At 66.1% G+C, this 20,566-nt stretch carries 15 protein-coding genes; 6 read left to right on the plus strand and 9 right to left on the minus strand.

What is annotated here, in order from left to right:
* Positions 1-61 precede the first annotated feature (61 nt).
* Both JJ918_RS00870 and JJ918_RS00875 read left to right on the plus strand, forming a co-directional pair.
* Positions 62-1,234, plus strand: a complete 1,173-nt coding sequence (locus JJ918_RS00870; RefSeq protein WP_291882072.1) for an MFS transporter — start codon at positions 62-64, stop codon at positions 1,232-1,234.
* 27 nt (positions 1,235-1,261) lie between these two features.
* Positions 1,262-2,296 (plus strand): aldo/keto reductase, encoded by a 1,035-nt coding sequence (locus tag JJ918_RS00875; protein ID WP_291882074.1) that lies wholly within the window; start codon positions 1,262-1,264, stop codon positions 2,294-2,296.
* 73 nt (positions 2,297-2,369) lie between these two features.
* Here the strand turns inward: JJ918_RS00875 and JJ918_RS00880 are convergent, their stop codons facing one another.
* Together JJ918_RS00880 and JJ918_RS00885 are read right to left on the minus strand one after the other, a co-directional pair.
* A complete protein-coding gene (locus tag JJ918_RS00880; RefSeq protein ID WP_271187202.1) occupies positions 2,370-2,756 on the minus strand; it encodes a helix-turn-helix domain-containing protein in 387 nt (128 codons plus the stop codon).
* A gap of 7 nt (positions 2,757-2,763) precedes the next feature.
* The gene (locus JJ918_RS00885; RefSeq protein ID WP_291882077.1) at positions 2,764-3,750 is read right to left on the minus strand and encodes a LysR family transcriptional regulator; all 987 of its coding nucleotides are present in this window, start codon (positions 3,748-3,750) and stop codon (positions 2,764-2,766) included.
* A 159-nt stretch (positions 3,751-3,909) separates the two neighbouring features.
* Between JJ918_RS00885 and JJ918_RS00890 the strand changes: the two genes are divergently transcribed.
* From JJ918_RS00890 to JJ918_RS00905, 4 genes are all read left to right on the plus strand, one after another.
* A complete protein-coding gene (locus JJ918_RS00890) occupies positions 3,910-4,464 on the plus strand; it encodes a hypothetical protein (RefSeq protein WP_291882079.1) in 555 nt (184 codons plus the stop codon).
* A complete protein-coding gene (locus JJ918_RS00895; RefSeq protein ID WP_291882082.1) occupies positions 4,461-5,084 on the plus strand; it encodes a GNAT family N-acetyltransferase in 624 nt (207 codons plus the stop codon). The genes JJ918_RS00890 and JJ918_RS00895 overlap by 4 nt, the downstream gene beginning before the upstream one ends.
* On the plus strand, positions 5,081-5,632 hold the full coding sequence (locus JJ918_RS00900; RefSeq protein ID WP_291882084.1) for an isochorismatase family protein: 552 nt from the start codon (positions 5,081-5,083) through the stop codon (positions 5,630-5,632). Before JJ918_RS00895 ends, JJ918_RS00900 begins: the two co-directional genes overlap by 4 nt.
* Before the next feature lie 511 nt (positions 5,633-6,143).
* A complete protein-coding gene (locus tag JJ918_RS00905) occupies positions 6,144-11,069 on the plus strand; it encodes an NAD-glutamate dehydrogenase (protein WP_291882087.1) in 4,926 nt (1,641 codons plus the stop codon).
* Here the strand turns inward: JJ918_RS00905 and JJ918_RS00910 are convergent.
* The 7 genes from JJ918_RS00910 to htpX form a co-directional block, all read right to left on the minus strand.
* Positions 11,060-11,932, minus strand: a complete 873-nt coding sequence (locus JJ918_RS00910) for a dienelactone hydrolase family protein (RefSeq protein ID WP_291882089.1) — start codon at positions 11,930-11,932, stop codon at positions 11,060-11,062. The genes JJ918_RS00905 and JJ918_RS00910 overlap by 10 nt on opposite strands.
* A 77-nt stretch (positions 11,933-12,009) precedes the next feature.
* Positions 12,010-13,605: a bifunctional phosphoribosylaminoimidazolecarboxamide formyltransferase/IMP cyclohydrolase gene (gene purH / locus JJ918_RS00915; protein ID WP_291882091.1), complete on the minus strand. Its 1,596-nt coding sequence runs from the start codon at positions 13,603-13,605 to the stop codon at positions 12,010-12,012.
* Between the two features lie 63 nt (positions 13,606-13,668).
* On the minus strand, positions 13,669-15,603 hold the full coding sequence (locus JJ918_RS00920; protein WP_291882093.1) for a nucleoside-diphosphate sugar epimerase/dehydratase: 1,935 nt from the start codon (positions 15,601-15,603) through the stop codon (positions 13,669-13,671).
* Positions 15,600-17,366 (minus strand): heparinase II/III family protein, encoded by a 1,767-nt coding sequence (locus JJ918_RS00925; protein WP_291882094.1) that lies wholly within the window; start codon positions 17,364-17,366, stop codon positions 15,600-15,602. The genes JJ918_RS00920 and JJ918_RS00925 overlap by 4 nt, the downstream gene beginning before the upstream one ends.
* A 5-nt stretch (positions 17,367-17,371) precedes the next feature.
* Entirely contained in the window at positions 17,372-18,031 is a 660-nt protein-coding gene (rpe, locus tag JJ918_RS00930; protein ID WP_291882097.1) for a ribulose-phosphate 3-epimerase, read from the minus strand.
* Positions 18,032-18,103: 72 nt separating this feature from the next.
* Positions 18,104-19,402: a transcription antitermination factor NusB gene (locus tag JJ918_RS00935; RefSeq protein WP_291882100.1), complete on the minus strand. Its 1,299-nt coding sequence runs from the start codon at positions 19,400-19,402 to the stop codon at positions 18,104-18,106.
* Between the two features lie 198 nt (positions 19,403-19,600).
* Complete coding sequence (htpX, locus tag JJ918_RS00940; protein WP_291882102.1) at positions 19,601-20,497, minus strand: zinc metalloprotease HtpX; 897 nt, start codon at positions 20,495-20,497, stop codon at positions 19,601-19,603.
* Between the last annotated feature and the right edge of the window lie 69 nt (positions 20,498-20,566).

Consider the following 20,566-nt stretch of genomic DNA (forward strand, 5'->3'; position numbering starts at 1 on the left):
ATCTTCCCGGAGGAGCCATCTAGAGCCGCACCAGAAGCCGGATCGACGAGGTTCCTCATTCATGCCCCGTGCCCTCTACGCTCTCATGGTCGGTGCCTTTGGCATCGGCGTTACCGAATTTGTCATCATGGGTTTGCTGCTGGAGGTCAGCACAGATCTGGGCGTCAGCCTTTCTGCTGCCGGACTGCTGATCTCCGGCTACGCGCTGGGGGTGGTCGCCGGGGCGCCCCTCCTGACCGCACTCACGGCGGGCCTGTCACGCAAATCGGTCCTTCTGGCCCTCATGGCGATTTTCACCATCGGCAATGCAGCCTGCGCCATCGCGCCGGACTATGGCCTGCTGATGGTGGCGCGGGTCCTGACCGCTTTCGCGCACGGCACATTCTTCGGGGTCGGCTCCGTCGTAGCGGCCGGACTCGTCGCGAAAGACCGTCAGGCATCGGCCATCGCGATCATGTTCACCGGCCTCACCCTTGCGAATATTCTCGGAGTTCCGCTGGGAACATGGCTGGGTCAGCAGCTGGGTTGGCGGGCGACTTTCTGGGCGGTCTCTATTGTCGGACTGCTGGCCATAGCCGTCATTGCCCGCTTTCTGCCCCATGCCCCGGCACCAGGGCGTGCCGGGGGCTGGCGAGCGGACTTCGCTGCCGTGTCGCGACCAGCGGTGCTACTCGGCTTTGCGACCACGACTCTGGGCTTCAGCGGGGTGTTCGCGGTTTTCACCTATATCGCGCCGCTGCTGACCCGCGTGACGGGTTTTGCTGAACCGGCACTCTCGCCTCTTCTCCTGGTGCTTGGCGGCGGGCTGATCGCGGGAAACCTGCTCGGCGGCCGTCTGGCGGACCGGGCGCTGGTGCCGGCGCTCATCGGGACGATCCTCGCACTGTGCGCGGTTCTGGCCTCGATGAGCGTCCTGCTTGAGAGCCAGCCGGGAGCGGTCGTGGCGATTGCCCTGCTGGGCGTTTCCGGATTTGCCACGGTTCCGCCGTTGCAGCTGTGGGTGATGCAAAGAGCGCATGGCGCAAGCCAGAGCCTCGCCTCAAGCTTCAATATCGCGGCGTTCAATCTGGGCAATGCGCTGGGCGCCGGCCTGGCAGGCCTGGCTCTCGACAGCGGTATGCCGCTGCGAGCCCTGCCGCTTCTTGCTTCTGCCTTGCCGCTGCTGGGTCTCTTGCTGGCCCTGGCGGCATTGCGGGCCGGCCGGAACCGGCCGTGTCCCGCGCAGGCGCTCTGATCCCTTTCACTCACAGGAATTTTCAAGATGGAATATCGACATCTGGGCCGTTCGGGCCTGCAGGTTCCGGCTCTCAGCTTCGGCGCCGGGACGTTTGGCGGCACCGGCCCGCTCTTCTCCAACTGGGGCCGCACGGGCGAGACAGAAGCGGTCCGGCTGATCGATCTCTGTCTGGAGGCGGGCGTGAACCTGTTCGATACGGCCGACGTCTACTCTGACGGTGCCTCCGAGAGCATCCTGGGTGCGGCGCTGAAGGGGCGTCGCAATGATGTGCTGATCTCGACCAAGGCGACCTTGCCGATGGGCGAAGGCCCCAATACGGCCGGCTCGTCCCGTCAGCGTCTGATTGACTGTGTCGAAGCAGCGCTGCGTCGGCTGGGGACCGACAGGATCGACATCTTCCAGCTTCATGCCTTCGATGCGTTCACGCCGGTGGAAGAAGTCCTCTACACGCTGGATATTCTCGTGAGGGCCGGCAAGCTGCGCTATGTAGGCGTTTCGAACTTCTCGGGCTGGCAGGTGATGAAGTCGCTCGCGGTGGCGGAGCGCCACGGCTGGCCGCGCTATATTGTGCACCAGGTTTATTACTCGCTGGTCGGCCGCGCGTACGAATGGGACCTCATGCCGCTGGGGCTGGATCAGGGGCTCGGCGCGATGGTGTGGAGTCCGCTCGGCTGGGGCCGTCTTACCGGGAAAATCGCTCGAGACCGTCCGCTCCCGGAGGGCAGCCGCCTGCATGAGACCGCGGGTTTCGGGCCTCCGGTCGATGACGAAAGGCTGTACGACATCGTGGATGTGCTCCAGGCGATCGCCGGCGAAACCGGAAAGAGTGTGCCGCAGATCGCCATAAACTGGCTGACGCGCCGCCCGGGGGTCTCGTCAGTCATTCTTGGCGCCCGGAACGAGGCCCAGCTGGTGGACAATCTTGGCGCGGTCGGCTGGACGCTGAGCGACGCGCATATGGAAAGGCTGGACGCCGTCAGTCGTGTGCCGGCGCCGTATCCGCACGCCCCCTATGAACGTCAGGACGGTTTTGCACGCCTGAACCCGCCGGCAGTCTAGGCGCTGGGTGGGGCGCACGAAAAAGGGCCCGGCGAGATCGCCGGGCCCTTTCTCAGCAGGATCTGTCTGCGTTCTAGTCTGCCAGCGAGCGCAGCAGGTCGATGACGCGGCGGCGGACCGTCTGGTCCTTAATGCCGGCAAAGGCCTGGGCCAGGGCGAGGCCGTCGGGGCTGGCGATGAAGTCGTAGAGCGTGTCGGATTCAGGGCCCTTCAGCTCGGAGGAGCCGTCTTCCTCGAGGCCTTCGAAGAAGTAGGACACCGGAACTTCCATGACCTTGGCGACATGGAAAAGCCGGCTTGCACCGATACGGTTCGTGCCGCGCTCGTACTTCTGGACTTGCTGGAAGGTAACGCCCAGCTTTTCGCCCAGCTCGGACTGGCTCATTTCCATCAGACTTCTGCGCAGGCGCAGACGCGCTCCGACATGCTGGTCAATACTCGTTGGGCCCCTGGCACTCATGGCATCCTCACGGTTGTGGTCTAATGACGTCTATGCCGCAGAACTCACGCGGATGACAGAACTCTTCGCGAAACCAAGGATTGTTTCTACGATTGAATATGTCGGTGATCCAGTCGCCAACACACTTTATTCTGCCAATCCCCTGACTTCCGGGCATATATTTCAGCCAGACCCTGATATCCTGATGAAAGTCGTAGTCGAGTACTACCAATTCATCGGCATAAAGGGCGGCAAGATAGGTCGGTGCCATGGCGATACCGCCGCCATGGCGTACCACCTCAAATAACACCGAACTGAGGTCGGTGCGGAAGGAATATTTAATAAGAGTATCTGCTGCCTCGGCTTTTTCGCCCCACAACGAGAGCGAGCGGTCATACTGTTCCAGCGTCGCGAACCTCAGGTTCATGACATCGACAAGGGACCGGGGTGCACCATAGGTTTCAATAAATTCCCGTGATGCTACAGGCATATAGTGCAGGGTCGCCAAAAGCTCGGCCTGCGTGTCCATGGTCTTTTCCGGCACGAAAGTGACGGCCAGGGACGACGTATTTTCTCCGACCGCAGCCGAGTGGTCGCCGAGCAGTTTCAGATCGATTGCCGGATGGGTCCGCTGGAATTCCGGCACGTGTCTTGCCAGCCAGAAGCTCGACAGCCCGTCCGGCGCGCGCAGGGCGACCTCGCCTTCGATCGCGCGGTCGCGACCGGCGATCCGGGTCTCCAGCTGGTGTGCCGAGCGCTGCATGGTCAGCACATAGTCGAAGGCGCTTTCCCCGGCCGGTGTGAGCATGATCCCGCCGGCATGCCGTTCGATCAGCTGGCTTCCCAGCCGGCTTTCCAGCTGGCGCATGCGCTTGGAAATGGTGGATTGCTGGCAGCCGAGTGCCGTGGCGGCCGCGCTCATCGATCCCGTCGTCGCCACCGCATGGAAAATCTGCAAGTCGTCCCAGTCGAACAGGTTCCGCCGGAGAAGGGTATCTGTTTCCTGACTATCCACTATTCCAACTTTGCAGAAGTCGCCGTCAAGGCGGGGTGTTAACCATTGGGTAACCGTGTTGGCATGAGGAGCGCGACGGTGACTCAGGCAACCCACACTAGTCAAACCCGGACCGGGTTTCAATTTCCCCTGAAGCGGTTGGATCAGGCTTTTGCATCAATGGATTTCGAGCCTGTCACCCTCGACAGGATCGACGAATTTCATGCGCTTGCGGACGCGCTTATAGAGGGCGAAATCGCGAGCGCTGAAGATATCGCGCGTGTTCAGGGCTGGACGCAGAGATCGCTTCACATGCGTGTTTGGAATGGCACCCCTGACGGATTCGTCGCGTCTATCCCGCTGAGCGAAGAAGGCGTGTCTGCGCTGCTTGCTGGGGAGTTCGGTTTCGCGAACGCGCAACGAGACTGGGTCTGCGGTCTGGAAGAAAAGGCAGCCGCGCTCCTGTCCTGGGGGCTGGCCGGACGCACACCGCATGCCCAGGCGGCGGCCCTGCGGGCGCTGCTGGTGGGCTGGCGCGGCTTCTATTCGGATGTGCGGGTCTATGCCCGGGCGCGCACCACGGAGGGGCAGGCGCTGATGCGGCGGCTCGGCTTCGAGGAATGTGCAAGGCCGGACGGGATCAATCCGCTCTATGGCAGCACCGGCTTTCCCGACAAGCTCGGCGCCATGCTGCTGCGGCACAGTATTCTTGGGAACTGGGAGGCGCCGCGATGACGGATGCGACGGACGGGACGGTAATCGAAGTCACGGTGGCCCGCACGCTCGACCAGGTCGTCATGGCGATGACCCTGCGCGGCGTCATCTATCTGGGCGAGCAGGAAGCGCCCTATGCCGAAGAGTATGACGGCAACGACCTGGTGGCGGCCTCGCACCTGATTGCCTGGAAGGGGCGCGAGCCGGTCGGCGTGCTGCGCCTGCGCTGGTTTGCCGACTTTGCGAAGGTGGAGCGTGCGGCGGTGCTGCAGCAATACCGGCGTGACGGGGTGATGCGGGTGCTGATGCAGGAAGCCTTGCGCTACAGCGCCCGCCGCGGCTATCGCCGCGTCATCGGGCATGCCCAGCTCAACCGGGTGAAATACTGGCGGACGCACGGTTTCCGCGTTCGACCTGAGCGGCCGGAATTCTATTTCTCGGACTATGCCTATGTCGAGATCGAGCGCGAGCTGATCCCGCCGGTCAATGCGATCACGGCGGATACGGATCCGATGGTCCTGATCCGGCCGGATGGCGAGTGGGACCGGCCCGGTCCGTTCGACCTGTCGCTCGAACGGCTTGAGGCCGAAAAGGAACAGGCCAGGAAAGACAAGAAGAAATCGGAGGAGGAAGCGGCATGACGAACGCCCATAAGCCGGCGCTGATCCTGCTCGACTGCCAGCGTGACCGGGTCGAGGGGCCGGATGGCCGGATCGATGCGGACAATCATGCAACCATGACCCGGATCGAGGCGCTGCTGCGCCGGGCCCGGGCCGATGGCTGGTCGATCTGCCATTGCCAGCACGCCATCACAGATGGCGTGCGCGCGGACCGCACGCCGGTGCCCGCCTTGCGTCCGTTGACGCGGGAACCCGTCTTCGTGCGGCGGGGCCTGTCGGCGTTTTCAGACAGCTATTTTCATCAGTTCATGGCGCGCAATACCGGCCGGGACTGTCTTCTTGTCGGGTTTTCCGCGCCCTTTTCGATCCTGGCGACGCTGTTCGATGCCCAGACCCGCGACATTCCGCTGACCCTGGTGCCCGAAGCCGTGGGGGCGCTGGCCGTTGCGCCGCGCGATGTCGCGGAAACCCGGGCCCTGGCGTTTGACCTGGCGGGCCGTCTGGCGCCGTCACTCAGCCTGGACGCCATCGACCGGCAGTGGCCGCGCCTGGCCGAAACGGCAGGCTGAGCCCGCTTTCCGGGGCGGGCCGCCGGGCTTCACGAGAGTGTGACGGGCCGTGCCCTTGGCGCGGAGAATGGGGCGCGCCATATCGGTTTTCGAACGCGGCGGAAACTGCTGTGTCCGGGCCGGCGATTTTCGACACTGACGGTCTTGGATTCAGTCCGGGCGTTCCTACATGAATAAGCGAGTGGCCGCCCTGCCCTGTTCTCCTCCCCTCGAGCGGGCAGGAAGACGGCCGCTCCAGACGATCAGGCCTCAAACGAGCGTCCCCCCAGCCTGCCGATGAGGTCTGCCAGGCACCGCCGGGTTCCCTGTCCCTACCCGGCGGTGCCGCTATCGTCACCGCTGCCGCTGGTGGCATGAAATCCCGGCCGGGATGGCCCCGCCTCTCCCAAAATCTGCGCTCTTGCCAAAAAGAATGGCTTGTTTGCGTTTTCAACGGTGTACATGGCTTGCGTGTGGGGAAAACAGGGCTAGGCTCGCCTCAAGAACCACAACAGACCACAGGGAGCGCCACATGGGGGCGGTCGTCGGAGTCGCGCACGCGTACACCCGTGACGAATTCATGGAGGCCGCGCGTTCGCGCTGGCAGGATCGCTATGGCAGCGAGTGCGGAGAGACGGGCACGTCCTTCTTTTCGCAGATCTACGACGATGCCCTGGCCGAAGACCTCGAACAGGTTGCGGCCGCCGATCTGGCATCCATGTGCGTCGATTTCTGGCATTATGGCGAACAGCGCAATGGCGAGGAGATTCTCGTCCGGATGCGCACGGCCACTCGCGACGACGGCAGCGAGCTGCCCCGCGACGTGTTGGAGATCATCGGCCGTGACCGGCCCTTCATCGTCGACAGCGTGATGGGCGAAATCGGTGCCCAGGGTTACGACATCCTGGCGATGTTCCACCCGATCGTTCAGGTGCGCCGTGACAATGACGGTGCGCGGGTCGACCAGGGCGGGCGCTGTCTCGCCGAATCGATGATCCAGGTACATCTGCCGCCGCTGGACGATCTGTCCCGCCGCACGCTGATCGAGGGCGTTACCGCGACCCTCGACGATGTCCGCGTCACAGTCGAGGACTGGGCCGACATGCGCGCCCAGATGGACGAGGCCATCGCCCATCTCGCCCAGGCGACCACGAACGCCTCGCCGGAAGAGCTTACGGAGGCCTGCGAATTCCTGCGCTGGCTGCGCGACGACCACTTCGCCTTCCTGGGCTGCCGCATCTATGACTTCGAGGTCGACGAAAACGGCGGCATGGCCCAGCGCCATCCGCGCGTGCGTCCGGAGACCGGCCGCGGCGTGCTGCGCGATCCCGATCGTCATGTGCTGCGCAAGGGCTCCGAGCCTGCGGTTCTGACACCGGCCATCGAAACCTTCCTGCGCGAACCCAGCCCGATCATTGTCGCCAAAGCCAACATGAAGTCGCGCGTCCACCGCCGCGTCTACATGGATTACATCGGCGTCAAGCGCTACCGCGAAGACGGTGCCGTGATCGGCGAGATGCGCTTTGTCGGCCTGTTCACCGCCGAGGCCTATGACCAGTCCGCCGCGCAGGTGCCGCTGATCCGCCGCAAGGTGCGCCGCGTGCTCGAGCGTGCCGGCAAGACGCCCGGTACCCACAGCGCCAAGAAGCTGCGCAATACGGTCGAGAATTTCCCGCGCGACGAGCTGTTCCAGACAGACGAGAACGACCTGCTGGAAATCTGTCTCGGTATTCTGCACCTGCATGACCGGCCGCGCACCAAGCTGTTCATCCGCCGCGACCAGTTCGACCGTTTCGTGTCGGCGCTGCTCTTCGTGCCGCGCGAGCGCTATTCCTCGAAAGTCCGCGAGCAGGCCGGGGAGCTGATCCGCGACGCGTTCGGCGGCCGCCTCTCGGCTTTCTATCCGCAATTCGGCGACGGTTCGCTGGCCCGGGTGCACTACATCATCGGGCTCAACCCGTTCGATCACCCGGAACCGGAAGTCGGCGAACTGGAACGCCGGGTCGCCCGTCTGGCCCGCACGTGGGAAGACGATCTGGAAACCCATGTGCGCCGCAACGCGCCCGAGGATATCCGCCTGCGCATGCCGTCCTATCAGGATGCGTTCAAGGCCGGCTATCGCGAACTCTACGATCCGGAAGACGCCCTTGCCGACGTGATCAAGCTGGAAGGGCTGGACACGCCCAACCAGGTCGCGGTGCGCGTCTATCGCGAAGCCAATGACCCGGACAATGAGCTGCGGCTGAAAATCTACCGCGTCGGCAAACCGGTTTCGCTGTCCCGGGTGATGCCGGTTCTGGAGAATCTCGGCCTTTACGTGGTGCAGGAGACCGGTTTCCCGGTGGATCGCCGCGCCAGCGATGGCCAGGGCGTCGACCGGGCCTATGTGCACGACTTCGAGATGAAGTCCGACGCGCTGAAGGGCCAGGACGTCAAGGCACTCGCGCCTGTGCTCGAAGATGCGCTTCTGGCGATGGCTGACCGCCGCGCCGAGGATGACGGGTTCAACCGCCTGATCGTCGAGATCGGCGTGACCTGGCGCGAGGCGGCTTTCCTGCGCACCTGCGCGCGCTATCGCCAGCAAACGGGGCTCGACCCGTCCCAGGCGATCCAGGAAGAGGCGCTGGCCGCCTATCCGGACATTGCCCGCGGCCTGCTGGAACTGGCCCGCGTCAAGTTCGATCCGGCCTTCACCGATGACCGCAAGACGCGTTCCGATGCTGTCTGGGACGTCGAGGAGCGGATCGGCAAGGCGCTCGATGGCGTCAAGAGTCTCGATCACGACCGGGCCCTGCGCCGGATCTTCCATCTGATCCGGGCGACGTTGCGTACGAACTTCTACCAGCTCGGCGCCGACGGTCAGCCCAAGGCGCGGATCTCGATCAAGATTGCCAGCGAACTGCTCGAAGAGCTGCCGCTGCCCAAGCCCTATCGCGAAATCTTCGTCTGGGCACCCGATGTCGAAGGGGTGCACATCCGCTTCGGCCCGGTTGCCCGCGGCGGCCTGCGCTGGTCGGACCGGCGAGACGATTTCCGCACCGAAGTCCTGGGCCTGGTGAAGGCCCAGCAGGTGAAGAATGCCGTCATCGTGCCGGTCGGTTCGAAGGGCGGTTTCTATCCCAAGGCCCTGCCGCGCAATGGCAGCCGCGACGAGATTTTCGAAGCCGGACGCGAGGCCTACAAGACCTTCATCCGCGGCTTGCTCGACATCACCGACAATATTGTCGACGACGTGGTCAGGCATCCCGAGGCGACGCTGTGCTGGGATGATGAGGATCCCTATCTCGTCGTTGCCGCCGACAAGGGCACCGCGACCTTCTCGGACACGGCCAACGGGCTGGCGACCGACGAGTTCGATTTCTGGCTCGGTGACGCCTTCGCCTCGGGCGGTTCGGCCGGCTACGACCACAAGAAGATGGGCATCACGGCGCGCGGCGCCTGGGAATCCGTCAAGCGCCACTTCCGCGAGATGGGCAAGGACATCCAGTCCGAACCCTTCACCGTGATCGGCGTCGGCGACATGTCCGGGGACGTGTTCGGCAATGGCATGCTGCTGTCGAAACAGATCCGTCTCGTGGCGGCCTTCGACCACCGCGACATCTTCATCGATCCCGATCCGGGCGATCCGGAGACGATGTGGAATGAGCGCAAGCGTCTGTTCGACCTGCCGCGTTCGTCCTGGCAGGACTATGACACCTCGCTGATTTCAAAGGGCGGCGGCGTTTTCTCGCGGGGCGAGAAGTCGATCAGGCTGACCGACGAGATCAAGGCGCTGACCGGCCTGACAAAGGATGCGGTCAGCCCGACCGAGCTGATCCACGCCCTGTTGAAGGCCGAAGTCGAGCTGCTGTGGTTCGGGGGTATCGGCACCTATGCCAAGGCGACGCACGAGCAGCACTGGGAAGTCGGCGACAAGACCAATGACGGTCTGCGGGTCAATGCCGACCAGGTGCAGGCAAAGGTCATCGGTGAGGGCGCCAATCTGGGCTTCACCCAGGCGGCGCGGATCGAATACGGCCGTCTTGGCGGCCGGGCCAATGCCGACTTCGTCGACAACTCGGCCGGCGTCGACAGTTCCGACCACGAGGTCAATATCAAGATCCTGCTGCGTCCGATGGTCCGCAATGGCGAGATGAGCCGGGAAGACCGCGACACGCTGCTGGAATCGATGACCGACGATGTCGCGGAACACGTGCTGCGCCACAATTACGACCAGACTCTCGCCCTTTCCATGGCCGAGCATACGGCCGAGGCCGATCTGGATGCGCATGAGCGTTTCATGCTGTCCCTTGAGAAGCAGGGACGCTTGGACCGTGAAGTCGAGGGCCTGCCCTCTTCCGAAGGCATGCGCGCGCTCAAGGGCCGTGGCCAGGGCCTGACCCGGTCCGAGCTGGCGGTGCTGAACTCCTATGCCAAGATCACCCTGTTCGATCAGCTGGTTGCCTCCGACGTGCCGGACGATCCGCACTTCCGGGACATGCTGACCACCTACTTCCCGGAGGGTGTCCACAAATTCTCGGCCGCGATGGACGGGCACCGCCTGAAGCGCGAAATTGTGTCGACGGTGCTGGCCAACGAGATGATCAATCTGGGCGGTCCGACCTTCATCCACCGGGCGATCGACTCCACCACGGCGACCGTGCCGGCGATTGCCCGCGGTTTCGAGGCCGGACGGGGCATTTTCGGCTTTGCCGAACTGACGGCGGCGATCAATGCGCTGGACAACCAGGCTCCGGCCGACGTCCAGATCAAGCTGCACGAGGAGATCATCCGTCTCCTGCGCCGCCAGACCTACTGGCTTGTCCGCCGCGGCCGCAATGAGGCCACGGCCAATGCCAGCTCGATCTCCGACGTGATCGCCTCCTACCGGCCGGGCGTGCAGGAATTACGCTCCATGGTGCACGAGATCATTTCCGAGCACGAACGCGCTGGCGTGAAGAAGCGCAAGTCCGCCTTCGTCAAGGCGGGCGCTCCGGCCGAACTGGCCCAGTCGGTTGCCGAATTGCGGCCGCTGACCTCGTCGACGGACGTGATCGACATGGCCAATAATTTCGACTGGCCGCTCGCTTCGACGGCCTACATCTACCACGCGGCCGGTGCGCGTTTCCGCTTCGACCGTCTGCGCGGTCTCGGCCAGGAGGTCTCCTCGGATCTGCACTGGGACCGTCTGGCCGTGCGGCGCCTGATGGAAGACTTCTACGCCAACCAGCAGGCGGTGACGGCGTCGATGATGCGCTTTGCCCGCCAGGCCGGCGGGTCGCTGGAAGCGGGTATCGAGAACCCCTCCCGCGACTGGGCTGATGCGGTCGTCGAAGCCTGGAATACGGTCAATGAGGAAGAGGCCGGCCGGGTCGACTCGGTGCAGCGGCAGCTGGACGAGTCCGGCGCGTGGACCCTGTCCAAGCTGGCGATCGCCTCGACCCAGATCGGCGAGATGGCGGCGGTCGCTCAGCCCTGATCGCGGAGGTCGCGGTCAAGAATATCGACGATGCGGGCGCGCGCGCGGGCTGCCGCGTTCGCATCGTATTCCATCCGCGGATCCGGCGGTGCGGCCGGCTCGTCGAAGGCATGGGTGATGCCAGGCCAGGTGACATGATCGACCGGGTGTCCGGCCGCCTCCGCGCGGTCGAACAGGCGTGTACAATCGCCTGTCGGGGCCACCATGTCGCGTTCCGCCAGGATGGCGTGAATGGCAATGTCTGACGGGAATGCCCGTCCGTCGGCCCGCACCGGAAATCCGCAATAGGGATAGAGCAGGATGGCCGAACGCACGCCGGCCAGGGGCGGCGTCGTCACGCCGGCAAGGCCGGGCGGAACCCGGCCCTCGCCGGCATAGTCCAGCGCATCCAGCACGGTCCAGCCGCCATGGCTCCAGCCGATCAGGGCGAGGCGGGTTTCGTCGATCCGTGCATCCTCGCGGGCCAGCATCAGGGCGGCCTCGATATCCGAAGCCCGTTCGCGGCCCCACAGGCGCAGCGCGGTGCAGACCTGGCTCATCGCGGCAAGCCGGCCGATGCCGCGGGCGCTGTTGGAATCCACCGTGATCACGCCATAACCGGCCTCCAGAAGGGCGGCGGCATAGTCCGGCTGGACCTGGCGCAATCCGCCACAGCCATGCAGCAGGATCGCTGCGGGCACCGGCGTTTCGGCATCAGCGGGTATTTCGATCGTGGTGTGCGGCCGGATCAGCGCGACCTGGTCGGCGATATCGCGCCGGGGCGTGGTGATCCCGGTCGCCTGTCCGATGGCGCAGCCGCCCAGCCCGGCGAGCAGAAGGATGAGCGTGGCCAGTCCGCCGCGCAGGATTGTGTTTCCCGACATGAAAAGACCCTGGCGGGCAGCGCCGGCCAGGGTCAATGAAAAACGGATTCACGCGCAGTGGCGCGACAAGCCCCGCCCTAGTGGCGGAAATGGCGCATGCCCGTGAAGACCATCGCGATGCCGGCCTCGTCGGCGGCAGCAATGACTTCCTCGTCGCGGATCGAGCCGCCCGGCTGGATCACGGCCGTGGCGCCGGCTTCGGCCGCGGCGTGCAGGCCGTCGGCAAAGGGGAAGAAGGCGTCAGACGCACAGACCGAACCCTGGGTGCGCGGCTCGTCCCAGCCGTTTTCCTCGGCGGTTGCTTCAGCCTTTCGAACCGCCAGACGTGCCGCTTCCAAACGGCTGGTCTGGCCCATGCCGATGCCGGCGGTGGACAGGTTGCGGGCATAGACGATCGCGTTCGACTTGACGTGCTTGACCACTTTCCAGGCGAACATCAGGTCGGCCAGCTCGGCTTCGGTGGGTTCGCGCTGGGTCACGGTCCTGAGGTCCTTCACCGAGATCATCGCGGTATCGCGTTCCTGGACCAGAAGGCCGCCGGCGACGGTCTTGGTCAGCCAGCCGGACTGTTTGGCGTCGGGCAGGCCGCCGGTCAGCAGGACCCGCAGGTTCGACTTGCCGGACAGCACCGACAGCGCGTCTTCGTCGGCGTCCGGTGCGATCACCACTTCGGTGAAAATCTTCACCAGCTCGCCGGCCGTGTCGGCGTCCAGCTTGCGGTTCATGGCAACGATGCCGCCGAAGGCGGAAATCGGGTCGGCCGCAAAGGCCTTCTCATAGGCGACGGCGAGATCGTCGTGCGTGGCCACGCCGCAGGGATTGGCGTGCTTGACGATGACAACGGCGGCCTTGTCGGCCGGATCGAACTCGCCGGCCAGTTCGAAGGCGGCGTCGGCGTCGGCCAGATTGTTGAAGCTCAGCGCCTTGCCCTGCACCTGGCGGGCTGTGGCGATGCCGGGCCGGTTTTCCGGTGTGGCGTAGAAGGCGGCACTCTGGTGCGGGTTCTCGCCATAGCGCAGCGGCTGGGCGAGCTTGCCGCCGAAGGCGCGCCAAGCCGGGCTGGTATCTTCCAGCGTGTCGGCAAACCAGTTCGAGATCGCCGCATCATAGGCGGCCGTGCGCGCATAGGTCTTGGCCGCCAGGCGCTTGCGCAGCTCGAGCGGCGTGTGGCCTTCATGAGCCTCCATGGCGGCGAGCACGGCGTCGACATCCTCGCCATCCGTGCACACGCTCACCCAGGCATGATTCTTCGCCGCGGCGCGCAGCATGGCCGGCCCGCCGATATCGATATTCTCGACGCAGTGGGCCTCTTCGGCACCCTTGGCGACGGTTTCCTCGAACGGGTAGAGATTGACATAGAGCAGGTCGATATTCGGGATGCCGTGATCGGCCATCGCAGACCGGTCCTCGCCATTGTCACGCCGGCCGAGCAGGCCGCCATGCACGCGCGGGTGCAGTGTCTTGAGACGGCCGTCCATCATTTCAGGAAACTCGGTCACCTCGGACACGTCACGGGCCGCGATACCGGCTTCATTGAGGGCGCGCAGCGTGCCGCCGGTGGACAGGATTTCCACACCGGCATCGACGAGCCGGCGGGCTCGCTCGACCAGTCCCGTCTTGTCGGACACGGAAATCAGGGCGCGGCGCAGAGGCGCAAGATCAAGGTCGGACATGGCTGGGGCTCCGTTGTAACCATCCGGATGTGCGCGGCGAGGTATCTATCACGGCGCAGCAAGTCAATCCGCGGCCGTGGCAGGCCGCAGGGCGCACAGGGCGCCCAAAGCTTCGGAAACGGCTGCGGCGTCACCGCTGCGCGCCGCATCGAGCAGGCATTCCAGTTCGGCGGCCACCGCCCCGGTATCGAGGACCGGGCCGGTGATCGACCAGACACCGTCAATCGCCGTCGGTTCGCGGCGTTCGAAGGCGTAGACGAGGTTTTCATGGCGCTTCTCCCCGGGCCGCAGGCCGACGATCGAGATCGCACCGGGCGCGTCCGGGTCGCGGCCGCGCAGGCGCAGGAGCTGCCGCGCCAGGCGCAGGATGGAAACCGGCTCGCCCATATCCAGCACGTACAAGGCGCCATTGAGGTCGGCGTCGAAGGCGGTCTGGGCCGCGGCATCGAGCACGAGGCCGGAAGCTTCCTCGACCGTCATGAAATAGCGGGTGGCATCCGGATCGGTCACGGTGACCGGGTCGCCGGCCTCGATCTGGCGCTCGAACAGCGGCACGACCGAGCCGGTCGAGCCGAGCACATTGCCGAAGCGCACGACGCAGATGCGGGTGTCGGAACCCTCGGCGGCAGCCGAGCGGGCATAGAGTTCGGCGGCGCGCTTGGTCGCGCCCATGACATTGCCCGGATCGACGGCCTTGTCGGTCGAGATCAGGGCGACGATGCGGGCGCCGTAGCGTTTGGCCATCTCGATCGTGTTGACCGTGCCGATGACATTCGTGCGCACGGCCTCGCCCGGATTGAGCTCGCTCATCGGCACGTGCTTCAGCGCAGCGGCGTGCAGAACCACATCCGGGCGCTCTTCGGCGAAGGCGGTTTCCAGACGCTGGGTATCGCGGATATCGCCCAGCATGGCGCGCCATTGCATATGCGGCCGGTGGCGGGCGAATTCGAGATCGATCTCGTAGAGATTGGCCTCGGACGCGTCGAAGAAGATCAGCTTTTCCGGATTGAGCGTCGCGGCGAGCCGAGCCAGCTGCGAGCCGATCGTGCCGCCGGCACCGGTGATCATGACGCGGCGGCCCTCGATGAGCGGCCGGGCCGGCTCCAGGTTTGGCGGCCGCGGCGGACGGTTCAGGAGGTCGGCGGCTTCCACCGGCGAGAAGGCGCCAGGACCTTCGGACGGACGGGCGCGGGACAGTTTGGCGCCGGTGCGGGCGGCCACGCGGATCAGCTCGTTGACGACTTCCACATCGGTATTCGTGCCGGCCAGAACCAGGCGCGGCGCCAGGGTTTCGGCCTGGGCCAGCCGGTTCAGCGCCGGGGTCAGCGCATGCAGGCCGCCCAGCACGGGCACGCCGCGAATGGCGTGACCGGTGAGCTGCGAGCCCGGCTCGATCAGGCCTTTCGGCCGGAAGGGCGCAGATCCGTTGCGCCGGACAATGTCGCGCAGGGCCTCATCCAGATCGGCTTCCGAGCCGACCAGGATCGCGGCGGGCTTGGAGCGGTCTTCCACCTGCAGCACACCGCGCAGGCCCTGGGTACGGAAGGCGGCCAGCAGGAAGCGCGGCGCCAGCAGGAGGCCGATCAGGATCGGGATATCGATCAGGATCGCCGTCCGCGGAAAGCCGTCCAGCCGGTTGATCAGGAACAGCATCGGCAGGAAGACCAGATTGGCCACCAGGACCGAGCGGACGATGCGGGCGGCATCGTTCAGCGCGGTATAGCGCCACAGGCCGCGATGCAGGCCTTCCAGTGGGAAGACGATGGCACAGGCCAGGGCAAATACGGCCACTGACTGCAGCATCACCTGGTCGGGCGGACCGTCCGGTTCGAACCGGTAGCGCAGCAGCACTGCCGCCCACATCGAGAAGGCGCCGGCGGCGAGATCGAACACGGCCACCGCCACCATCGACAACTGGTTGCGCGTGGCGGTCAGATTGCCTGAAACGGTTTGACGCGCTCGCCTGCGGCGTCCGTCCTGAGGACGCGGTGTGCTCATCCGGTTTCCCCTTCTGCGCCGCCGACCTGGCCGAGACGCTGAAAAGCCCAGCGAACGCGATTGGGCGGCCGGTCCCCGGCACCAAAGGGTTCTGCTTCTCCCTGTACTACAATCTGCGTGGCGCGTTGTGGAGGTGCGCCCGCAGCCAGATACACAGAACGCTCCAGCCGGATCGGGCCGCCATCGGTCCGGAACCGCCAGCCATCGCCATTGGGCTGGACCAGAAGCGCGCTCATGGAATCGCGCGACAGGGAGGCGCGGACTTCGGGGTGCAGGTGGAAGCGGATCGCAAAGCGCCAGCGCACATCGACATCGTCCGGCGCACCATCATTGACGGGCCGGAACAGCGCATCCTCGCCGCGCACATCGCCGCCATCGGCCGCCAGGAAGATCCGCCGCCGGTGCGACAGGCCGTAATCCTCGCGATAGCCTTCGTGAATGCCTTCAAGCCAGATGCCCATCTCCTCCTCATTGCGCCGGGCCGAGACCGAGGCCGGTGCTGTGGCGAGGCGCGGACCCAGGAGGTCGCGCTTCCAGCCGGGCGGGAAGAGGCGGGCCGAGGAGGTTTCGTCGAGGATGAGGGTGGAGTGGGCCGCCGTCGCGCGCACGGCCTCGCGCCAGCTGGCGGGCTGGTCGTCGTGCCAGCCGCAATTCACCACCAGGCGGCCACCGGACGTGCACAGCTCGAAAGCCAGGGCACTGGCATGGGCGCCGGTGCTTAGCGGACCCTTCGGGGCATTGCCGACATCGAGCAGCACGGTGGCTTCGCCGGCTTCGGCGCGGTGATAGCCGGAATGGGGGGCAAAGCCGAAGGGGCGTGCGCGGGTGTCGTCATGATCGAGCGCGGCTTTCAGCGCGTGGCGGTCGCCTTCGCCGCCGCCATGGAAACTGGCCAGCCCGTCATCCGACATGCGGAAGAAGCGGACCATGGGCGCCAGCCGGTCGATGGCGCGGCGCACCTCCTGCGGCAGGTCGGCACCGGCGGCCTGGGCCGCTTCGCGCACGGTGACGAGGTCGATCAGGGCTTCCGCGCAGGCGCGCGGCGAGCGGGTGACATGACCGCCATCGGGCAGGATCTGGCGCTGGACCTCGCGGGCAAGCGCCTGGAAGCCGGCGCGTTGCAGGGCATCGCGGCCCGGCAGGCACAGACCGGTCAGGGTGAGCGCGGCGGCGCTTTGCAGGCGGGTCGTGCCGTCCGGCGCGATCGCGATCGAGCGTTGCAGATAGCGCGCCTGGCGCAGCAGTGAGCGGAAACGGGCCTGGCGCGCCTTGCGGCTGTCCTCGTCGCCATTGAACAGGGCATCGCCGCAGCGCAGCCAGTTCAACAGGCGCATCGACAGGATGTCGTGCGACCAGGCGAAACTGTTCCAGCGGCCGAAATTATCGATCCAGCTGTCGACATAGCGCCGTATCGCGTCGGGACCGGCTTCCGGGTCGGCGGCGAGGCAGTCGCGCATCCAGCCGAACGCATGCAGGCGGCGGGCGAAGGCGCGGGTCGGTGCGGGTTGCAGCCAGGTGGCGGCGGGACCGTCGGTCGACAGGCTTTCCCCGGCCAGGGTGAAGTGGCCGTTCAGGATCGCTTCGCCGCGCTCGCGATTGGGGGCGTAGACATCTTCGGGCAGCACGCTCAGCGCGTCGGGCAGCCCGCCCAGATCGCTCAGCCCGGATGGCAGGCCGATGGCGTGCAGCGTCGAGGAGGCCTCGCGCCGCAGCGCCATGACGGTGGCAGCGGTATAATCGGACAGACGCACCGCACGAGCCATGACGATCAGCCGCGAAGCGCTGTGATATTGTCGCGATAGGCGTCGGGCCCGCCGCGGAATACCGCCGATCCGGCGACCAGCGCGTGGGCGCCGGCCGAGATACAGGCTTTCGCCGTGTCCGGATTCACCCCGCCATCCACTTCGATCAGGGTCGCTAGGCCGCGACGGTCGATCGACTGGCGCAGGCCCTCGATCTTGCGCAGCTGGCTGTCGATGAAGCTCTGGCCGCCAAAACCCGGATTGACGCTCATCACCAGCACCAGGTCGAGCTCGTCGAGGACATAGTCCAGCGTCTCGCCCGGGGTGGACGGGTTGAGCGCGGCGCCGGCCTTCTTGCCGGTGCTGCGGATCTTCTGGACCGTGCGGTGGAAGTGCGGACCGGCTTCGGGATGTGCCGTGATCAGGTCGGCCCCGGCCTCGGCAAAGGCGTCGATATACGGATCGACCGGCGTGATCATCAGATGCACGTCGAACGGCTTTTTCGAATGCGGCCGCAGCGCTTTGACGACGCCCGGCCCGATCGTGAGATTGGGTACGAAATGACCGTCCATGACATCGACATGGATCCAGTCGGCCCCGGCTTCGTCAATCGCACGAACCTCTTCGCCCAGCTTGGCGAAATCGGCCGAAAGAATTGACGGCGAGATGATTACGGAAGCGCCCATGCAAGTCCGATAACAGGGGGGCCGGACCGGCGCAAGACGGCCGGTGGTCCGTCCTTCGCGGCAGGCGGCCGGTTAACTGCGCTTTTCGAAGCGGGCGGCAAAAAACCCGTCCATTCCGCCGCGGTCTGCCCACAGGGCCGGGGTCAGGCGCAGCCAGCCTTCCGGCGTGATGGCTTCGGCCAGGCCGGGCACTTCCCCGTCCTGGATCGCGACGGGCTTCAGGTCCTTGCGGGTTTCCAGCAGGCGGGCGGCGAGCTGTTCGCCCTCTTCCGGCTGCAGCGAGCAGGTACAGATCACCATCCAGCCGCCGGGACGCAGCATGCGGGCGGCGGCGCCGGCCATCTCCAGCTGCAGCCTGGACATGCGCTGGACATCGCCCGGCTTCTTGATCCAGCCGGCTTCGGGATGGCGCCGCATCGTGCCGGTGGCCGTGCAGGGCGCGTCCAGCAGGACCGCATCGGCCGGGCCCTTGGGCCGGAAGCGGCGGACATCCTCGACCGCGACCGCGGCGCGCAGCCCGGTGCGCGAGAGATTGTCCCGCAGGCGTTTCAGCCGGCCCTCATTATCATCGACAGCCGTGACGCGGGCGCCCAGCGCGGCGAGCTGCAGCGTCTTGCCGCCGGGGGCGGCACACAGGTCGGCGACGTGGTCGCCGGACTTCACGCCGAGCAGGGTGGCCGGGATCGCGGCGGCGGCATCCTGGGCCCACCAGGCGCCTTCGCGGAAGCCGGGCAATTGCGTGACGTCGCCGATCTCCTTGCGGCGCAGCGTGCCGGTCGGCAGGATTTCCGCGCCCAGCGCCTCGGCCCAGCGTTCGCGCTCGAGCGGGTTCTTCACGGTCAGGTCCAGCGGCGGCGGCTGCATCTGCACATTGGCGATGCGCGACAGCGTGCCGGGGCCGTAGGCCTTGCGCCAGGAACGCGACACCCAGTCGGGAAGATTGTCGCGCGGGGCGGTGCGGGCGGCGAGGTCCGGCCCTTCCGTGCTGACCTTGCGCAGGACGGCATTGACCACGCCCTTCAGCCCGTAGGTCTCGGTCGTGTCCTGGCACAGGGCGACGGTGGTGGAGACGACCGCGTGCGGCGGACCGTCCATCCACAGAAGCTGGGTCGCGCCGGTGACCAGAAGGGCGGCAGCGTATTCCGTGGTTTCCTCGAGCGGCTTGGCGAGGAATTTGTCGAGCACTTTGCGGGTCTGGCCGAGGCGGCGGAATGTGGTCGCCAGGATGGCGCGCGCAAAGGCCCGGTCCCGGTCGCTCATCTTGCGATAGCCGGGCGTGTGCTCCAGCGCGGGTTCCAGGGCGCGCCGGTCGCGCAGGATGGTGGCATAGGCCAGGGCGCCGCAGCGCCGCGGGGGCAATCCGTCTTTCATGGCGCGGGAGCTAGCACGCGCAGGCGCGCCCGTCTAATGCGATGCGCGGCATGATCAGGGCTCGCCCCGCTTGCGGGGGAGCTGCCCGCGTAGCGGGCTGAGGGGGCGGCGCAAAGCGCCGCGGAGCGCGTAAGCGCGCAGACTCTCCCCCATCGCCTCACTGCGCTCGGCACTTCCCCCGCTTCGCAGGGGAAGCCTTTACCCCCACGGACCGCGCGGCGCCCAGGGGCCGGAGCGGACCGGGGCGGCGGCGCCGGCCATTTCGCGCAGCCTGGCGATCCGGTTGGCGGTGTCCGGGTGGGTGGAGAAGAGATTGTCCATCCGCTGGCCGTTCAGCGGGTTGATGATGAACATGTGGGCCGTCGCCGGATTGCGTTCGGCGCTGTCATTGATGGTGCGGCGGGCCGTGCGCTCGATCTTTTCCAGCGCGCTGGCCAGCGCCATCGGCTTGCCCATGATCTCGGCGCCGATCCGGTCGGCCTCGTATTCGCGGGCGCGGCTGATCGCGCTCTGCACCAGCATGGCGGCCATGGGAGCAAAGATCATCAGGGCGATCGAGCCGATCAGCCCGGCGCGGTTATTGCCGCCGAAGAAGAGCGCGAAATTCGCCAGCATGCCGATCGCACCGGCCAGGGTGGCGGTGACGGTCATGGTCAGCGTGTCGCGGTTTTTCACATGGGCGAGCTCGTGCGCCATGACGCCCTGCACCTCTTCCCGGTCGAGCCGGGCGATGAGGCCGGTCGTCGCGGCGACGGCGGCGTGACCGGGGTCGCGGCCCGTGGCGAAGGCGTTGGGCTGGTCGCTCTCGATCACGAAGACGCGCGGCACCGGCAGGCCGGCGCGGCGGGCGAGATGTTCGACATCGGCGGCATACTGGCGCAATTGCGGATGGCGTTCGTCCGGACCGATCTCGCGGGCGCCGTGCATGCGCAGCACCATGTCGGCACTGTTCCACCAGGCAAACAGGTTCATGCCCCCGGCAATGACCAGGGCGATCATCGCGCCGGCGGCTCCGCCCAGCACATAGCCGATCGCCATGAAGAGGGCGGTCATGCCGGCGAGCAGGAGGAAGGTACGTAATCCGTTGGCAGTCATGGTTCTGGCAGCATCCATTCTTGGCGACAGGCCCCTGTCGGACTAGATAAATGGGATGACCCAGAATGA

Origin of the sequence: Maricaulis sp. (assembly GCF_017642925.1) — a bacterium.
GTDB lineage: Bacteria > Pseudomonadota > Alphaproteobacteria > Caulobacterales > Maricaulaceae > Maricaulis.

What these genes read in the sequence shown, in the direction of transcription:
- htpX (WP_291882102.1), bottom strand. Translation starts at nt 20,497, where the DNA reads ATGACTGCCAACGGATTACGTACCTTCCTCCTGCTCGCCGGCATGACC.
- JJ918_RS00875 (WP_291882074.1), top strand. Translation starts at nt 1,262, where the DNA reads ATGGAATATCGACATCTGGGCCGTTCGGGCCTGCAGGTTCCGGCTCTC.
- JJ918_RS00870 (WP_291882072.1), top strand. Translation starts at nt 62, where the DNA reads ATGCCCCGTGCCCTCTACGCTCTCATGGTCGGTGCCTTTGGCATCGGC.
- JJ918_RS00900 (WP_291882084.1), top strand. Translation starts at nt 5,081, where the DNA reads ATGACGAACGCCCATAAGCCGGCGCTGATCCTGCTCGACTGCCAGCGT.
- JJ918_RS00925 (WP_291882094.1), bottom strand. Translation starts at nt 17,366, where the DNA reads ATGGCTCGTGCGGTGCGTCTGTCCGATTATACCGCTGCCACCGTCATG.
- JJ918_RS00935 (WP_291882100.1), bottom strand. Translation starts at nt 19,402, where the DNA reads ATGAAAGACGGATTGCCCCCGCGGCGCTGCGGCGCCCTGGCCTATGCC.
- JJ918_RS00890 (WP_291882079.1), top strand. Translation starts at nt 3,910, where the DNA reads ATGGATTTCGAGCCTGTCACCCTCGACAGGATCGACGAATTTCATGCG.
- JJ918_RS00905 (WP_291882087.1), top strand. Translation starts at nt 6,144, where the DNA reads ATGGGGGCGGTCGTCGGAGTCGCGCACGCGTACACCCGTGACGAATTC.
- rpe (WP_291882097.1), bottom strand. Translation starts at nt 18,031, where the DNA reads ATGGGCGCTTCCGTAATCATCTCGCCGTCAATTCTTTCGGCCGATTTC.
- JJ918_RS00895 (WP_291882082.1), top strand. Translation starts at nt 4,461, where the DNA reads ATGACGGATGCGACGGACGGGACGGTAATCGAAGTCACGGTGGCCCGC.
- JJ918_RS00880 (WP_271187202.1), bottom strand. Translation starts at nt 2,756, where the DNA reads ATGAGTGCCAGGGGCCCAACGAGTATTGACCAGCATGTCGGAGCGCGT.
- JJ918_RS00910 (WP_291882089.1), bottom strand. Translation starts at nt 11,932, where the DNA reads ATGTCGGGAAACACAATCCTGCGCGGCGGACTGGCCACGCTCATCCTT.
- purH (WP_291882091.1), bottom strand. Translation starts at nt 13,605, where the DNA reads ATGTCCGACCTTGATCTTGCGCCTCTGCGCCGCGCCCTGATTTCCGTG.
- JJ918_RS00920 (WP_291882093.1), bottom strand. Translation starts at nt 15,603, where the DNA reads ATGAGCACACCGCGTCCTCAGGACGGACGCCGCAGGCGAGCGCGTCAA.